Source organism: Streptomyces sp. NPDC020379 (assembly GCF_044387105.1).
Lineage (GTDB): Bacteria > Actinomycetota > Actinomycetes > Streptomycetales > Streptomycetaceae > Streptomyces.
The window spans coordinates 1-4,884 of sequence record NZ_JBIRVR010000052.1; the positions used below are offsets into that span (position 1 = coordinate 1).

6 protein-coding genes are annotated in these 4,884 nt (G+C 65.3%); 5 read left to right on the forward strand and 1 reads right to left on the reverse strand.

From position 1 onward, the window contains the following. The first annotated feature begins 171 nt into the window (after positions 1 to 171). From ACH427_RS32255 to ACH427_RS32270, 4 genes are all read left to right on the forward strand, one after another. Entirely contained in the window at positions 172 to 1,647 is a 1,476-nt protein-coding gene (locus ACH427_RS32255; RefSeq protein WP_398875370.1) for a hypothetical protein, read from the forward strand. Beyond that, a complete protein-coding gene (locus ACH427_RS32260) occupies positions 1,647 to 2,027 on the forward strand; it encodes a hypothetical protein (RefSeq protein ID WP_398875372.1) in 381 nt (126 codons plus the stop codon). Before ACH427_RS32255 ends, ACH427_RS32260 begins: the two co-directional genes overlap by 1 nt. Positions 2,028 to 2,029: 2 nt before the next feature. Continuing rightward, on the forward strand, positions 2,030 to 2,239 hold the full coding sequence (locus ACH427_RS32265) for a hypothetical protein (protein WP_398875374.1): 210 nt from the start codon (positions 2,030 to 2,032) through the stop codon (positions 2,237 to 2,239). Positions 2,240 to 2,424: 185 nt separating this feature from the next. Next, on the forward strand, positions 2,425 to 3,846 hold the full coding sequence (locus ACH427_RS32270) for a protein rep (protein ID WP_398875376.1): 1,422 nt from the start codon (positions 2,425 to 2,427) through the stop codon (positions 3,844 to 3,846). Between the two features lie 289 nt (positions 3,847 to 4,135). On the opposite strand, the gene ACH427_RS32275 is transcribed toward ACH427_RS32270, so the two are convergent. Then, positions 4,136 to 4,447 carry a hypothetical protein gene (locus tag ACH427_RS32275; RefSeq protein WP_398875378.1) on the reverse strand — a complete coding sequence of 104 codons (312 nt, stop codon included), beginning with the start codon at positions 4,445 to 4,447 and terminating at the stop codon, positions 4,136 to 4,138. A 98-nt stretch (positions 4,448 to 4,545) separates the two neighbouring features. Between ACH427_RS32275 and ACH427_RS32280 the strand changes: the two genes are divergently transcribed. Next, on the forward strand, positions 4,546 to 4,884 hold a 339-nt coding region (locus ACH427_RS32280; protein ID WP_398875380.1), incomplete at its 3' end, for a hypothetical protein.

Genomic DNA, 4,884 nt, shown 5'->3' on the forward strand with positions numbered 1-4,884 from the left:
TCGAGCTGGTGGGCTTCCGCGTCGGCGTCTCCCCGGTCGAGACCAAGAAGGACAAGAACGGCAACGACGTCGTCCGAGGTGGCACCGCTTGGTACGCGGCCGACGAGGTCCGGCCCCTGAACGCCGCTCCCGCCCCGCGCCGGGCCACGGCTGCGAACGAAGGCTGAGCCGATGGACCTGTCCACCGTCGCCGGGCTCGCGATAGCGGGCCTGGCCGGATGGCTCACCTACCGGGCCGCCACGACCGGTTACCGGTACTACAAAGCCACCCCCCAGCAGCGTCTCCGCATCCGGCACGCCTGGTGGGTCCGGCGTCGCTGGAACAAGCTGTCGGCCAACGTCGGCCTTGTCCGGATCGACGAGAACACCAAGGGCCGCAAGGGGATGAACGGCAAGGCTGTCAAGCCGACTACCGTCCGTCCCCGGATCAAGGTCATCCCCGAGCCGTACGGCCTTCGAGTGATCGTCCGGACCATCGCCGGAGTCGGACAGGCAGAGTTCGAGCGGGCGGCACAGTGGCTCGCCGACGCCTGGATCTGTGACTCCGTAGAGGTCCACCGAGTCACCCCCGGCACCCTCGAACTCCGCTGCCTGGTCGGCAACCCGCTGGACGAACGACGCGAGTACGACTGGCCTCAGGCCGGTGACTGGCGACTGCCCATAGGACACAACCCCTGGGGCCGCCAAATCAGCGTCCCCCTACGGCAGTTGTCCGGAATCAAGGTCGCCGGACTCCCCGGTTACGGCAAGACGTTCCTGATGCTCGGCTGGCTCGCCTCCCTCGCCCACGCGGGCGGGCCCCTCGTCCAGTTCGCCCTCTTCGACGGGAAGTCCTCAGACCCCCGGTACGGCGACTGGGGAGAGGTTGGTCAACGCGCCCTCTTCCTCGTCGGCGACAACCCGGAAACCGCCCACCAGCGGCTCACCGAACTCGTCCGGCTGGTCAAGGACCGCCCTGGACGCCTCGTCGCGGAACGTGGCCACCCCCAGTTCTGGAAGCAAGGCCCCACCTTCGAGAACCCCCTGGTCCTGGTCCTCATGGACGAGTGCCACAACTACGTGGACTCCTCCGGACTCCGAGGCAAGGAAAAGGAGCTCATCGAGTCGAACCAGCGGCTTATGCGGGTCCTCGCCAAGGAAGGTCGCGGTCTTGGCGTCATCCCCGTCCTGGCCACCCAGAAGCAGACCGGCGACGCCATCCCGACTGCGGTCCGAGACAACCTCGAAGTCGGCATCTCCTTCGCCTGCTTCACCCTCGAAGGGGCTGAGGCCGCCCTTGGCTCCGGTATCCGCAAGGACGAGCCGAACTGGCCGACCGCCCTGGTCGACAAGGACCGCAACGTCGGCGTCTGCGTCGTGACCGGCGTCCCCGGCCTGGATGGCCAGTACGACCGCGTCCGGGTTGGCGACATCGAGGAGGACCTGGTCCTCGAAGTCGTCGGGTCCAGCTTCGGCGACCGCCGCGAAATCATCCCGGCCGAAGGGCCTACGCTCCGCAAGGTCACCGACGAGCCCAGCCAATCCACCACCGGAAGTGCCGCTCCTGCCGGCGCTTCCGATCCGCAGCCGAAGGCACCGCCGAAACCCCGACGGGCCTCCCGGAAAACCGCCGCAGACAACGACCAAGACGATCGAAAGGCAGGCTGATGTACGAGACCCCCGCCCCCTTCACCTACAGGGACGCGTACGCCTTAGCCCCGGACATGGCCGACGAGCTGTACGACGTCATGCAGCTCCAGGCCCACGCGGGCGACCACACCGCCGACTCCCCGGAGAAGCGCGAATTCCTCCTCCGCCGGGCCGCCATCTACGACCGGTACGCGGGCGGCCCCGACGCCCCTCAGTGGAAGATCGATGCCGACTCCGAAGCGATCCACTCCGCCGTACAGCTCTTCGACTTCGACAAGCGCCACCACATGGGCGGGAGCCACTACGACGTCGATCATGAGGTCTGGAAGGAACAGGGACTTCGCGCCTACGTCCGCCAGGAGTACGTCACCTGGCTGACCGCCAGGACGGAAGGCTGATCATGGACCAGATCACCCTCGACGCCGTTCAGGCTTACTACCGCCTGACGCAGACGCTCAAAGCCGCCATCGAGGACCCCCAGAGGTCCGAGCAAGCCCTGAGCCGTGCCGCCTGGGAGGCCAACCGCGCCTTCGACGCTGCGGGCCTCCTGGGCCGCCCTGAGCACGAAATCGCTGCCCTCGTCCGCCAGGTCTACCCCGACTTCAGGTGAGAGCGCCCGGCGCGTCCAACCCGCGCCGGGCACTCAGGCCCGCAAGGATCTCAAGGAAGTGCCGGTCCGCCGGCGCTTCCGGCCTGAACCCGACGAACGACCCTCACGCATGACGGAGGCCCGGACCGCTGACGACGGCCGGGCCTCTGCTCTCCGCCCACTGAGCCGCGACCGGAGAACGAACAATGACCAGCGTAGAGCACGACGCCGACACGAGGCGAGGCAAGGACACGACCGCGTGTGCAGTCGAGCCCGGACGGCTCGACGGGGAAGAAGCCGCGGGGACCATGCGCCGGGCCGCCGTCGACGGCCGCCAGGTTTCCCGGGCCGCCCTGGGCCGGAGGCAGGAAGGGCGAGTCCGGGCCGCCCCTGGCGGCCTGGCGGACGGCGGCGGCGGCCCTCTTGGTACTACTACGGACTTTGTTTCACCCTCCGAGTCCGAAACGGGCTCTGACCAGCACAAATGCGGGAGTGGACCGATGCCGTGCTGTCGCCGTCGGCGGCGGTTCGCATCACGCCGGGTCATCTGGTCGATCACCACGGTCAAGCGGCTCATGGCCTGCGGCAGAGTCATGGCCCAAAGCCGAGACGGCAAGGTCGACCGGGTCACGATCAAGCTCCGTGACGGTGTCGCCTACGCCTCCGGGGTCTGCGCCTGCGCGAACATCTGGCTGTGCCCGGTCTGCTCCGCCAAGATCCGCGCGGGCCGCGCCAACGAAATCGCCGCTGGGGTCGCCCGCCTCATCCTCGAAGGCGGCACGGCCTGGATGGTCACCTTCACCGTGCGACACGCCAAAGGACACGCACTCGCCGATCTGATCGACGCACTGTCAGCCGCATTTCGCCGACTGGGTAATGGAAAAGCGGCCGTCCGCGAAAAGAAGGTCACAGGGAAGATCGGGACCATCAACTCGAAAGAGGTCACCTACGGCAAGAACGGATGGCACCCGCACTTGCACGTGATCGTTTGCTTCGACGGCGAACCTGACACCAAGGAACTCGCCTACATGATGGCTCGCTGGCAGCGGATTTGGATGGACTGGACGAAGAAACAGGGATACCCCGCGAGCAAGGAACACGGCGTCAAGTGGGACAAGGTGATGACCGCCGAAGGTGCAGGCGAATACATCGCTAAGGCTCAGGATTCCGGAAAGCACATCGGAAACGAAATGGCAAGAGGCGATCTCAAGAAAGGAAAACTCGGAAGTCTTACGCCTTTCGAAATGATTGAGTATCTGTCAATTACCGGTGATGCTGCGGTAATTCCCCTCTGGCAGGAATACGAAAAGGGCACCCGAGGCAAAAGCATGATCCGGTGGTCCCAGGGGCTCAAGGGCAGACTCGGTGTCGCGAACACGACGGACGATGACCTGGTCGAAGAGGAGGTCGGCGGTCACGACGTGGCCGAACTCGGCGAAGCGGCCTGGAAGCTCGTGGTCATGCACGGCCTGGAGTCGGCGATCCTCGAAGCGGTCGAGACCGGCGGATTCCCTGCCCTCGTGAAGCTCCTCACAGCACATCAGATCTGGTCTGTCAAGAAGTGCACTCCTAAGACAGAATCTGACGAACCGTCAGTCAAACCTGATGCCACGTCAGACGCTGCCTGACGAACCGTCAGAGAACCTTTGGTGAGGCTTTGATCGGTGGGGCGGAAGCATGAAAAGGGGCCATTATACTTGTACCAATGGAGAGGGCAGGATGCCCTCACCGTAGTATTTGGCACTCGGCCCCTTTTCTTGCTTCCGGAGGGGCCCCGCCGATTAAAGCCTCACTAAAGGTTCGGTCCATCCACGGACCAAAATCGCGCGACCGCCTGCGGCGGATGCTCCGGCCTCAGCCGGAGTAATGCGAAAGGCCCCCGCCGAATTCGGCGAGGGCCTTACGTCGTGGCTGGTGTCATACCTTCTTCTTTCGCTTATACAGAGCCGCAGTTGAAAGCCGGGCTGCCCGCGCAATCTCCGTCGGCGTCAACACGGCGTCGGCCTGGGCCTGGTCGGACAGAGCACGCTCCGTGTCGCGGGCGGCATCGCGGATGTCGGCGACGGCCCGCAGGACGGTTCGATACCACTCGGCAGGATCTGACCGGATGGTCCGGTCTGCGGCCAGAGCGAAGATCGCGAGATCCCGAACGCGCTCAAGATCGCAAACGGCCTGGTCAGCGGTCTGTTGCGGTACAACCATCTTGGGTAACTCCTCCGTCGAATCCATTAACCGGTTGACACTCCTCCCCAACTGGGTCCAGTGTAGAGCCCAGCACCGCAGGAGGCGAGAGAACGCCAACTGTCCGTCAACCAGGAGGAGTTACCATGCCCGCGATCTTCCACGTCGATCAGGCCCGAACCTTCAAGCTCGTGATGTTCCTCAGCTGCTCGCCGAAGATGGCGTTCGGCACCCAGCAGCAGGACAAGACCAAGGACGGCCTTCCGAAGTGGGAGGTTCAGGTCGTCGCTGGCTTCGACCAGTTCGGCCGCGTCGAGAACGAGGTCCTCAAGATCGGGGTGGCCTCGCACACGGACCCTGCTCAGCCCCTCGGCGGGATGCCTCAGCCGGTCGAGCTGGTGGGCTTCCGCGTCGGCGTCTCCCCGGTCGAGACCAAGAAGGACAAGAACGGCAACGACGTCGTCCGAGGTGGCACCGCTTGGTAC

Coding starts and splice junctions, on each gene's coding strand:
- ACH427_RS32270 (WP_398875376.1), top strand. CDS start 2,425: ATGACCAGCGTAGAGCACGACGCCGACACGAGGCGAGGCAAGGACACG.
- ACH427_RS32255 (WP_398875370.1), top strand. CDS start 172: ATGGACCTGTCCACCGTCGCCGGGCTCGCGATAGCGGGCCTGGCCGGA.
- ACH427_RS32265 (WP_398875374.1), top strand. CDS start 2,030: ATGGACCAGATCACCCTCGACGCCGTTCAGGCTTACTACCGCCTGACG.
- ACH427_RS32275 (WP_398875378.1), bottom strand. CDS start 4,447: ATGGATTCGACGGAGGAGTTACCCAAGATGGTTGTACCGCAACAGACC.
- ACH427_RS32260 (WP_398875372.1), top strand. CDS start 1,647: ATGTACGAGACCCCCGCCCCCTTCACCTACAGGGACGCGTACGCCTTA.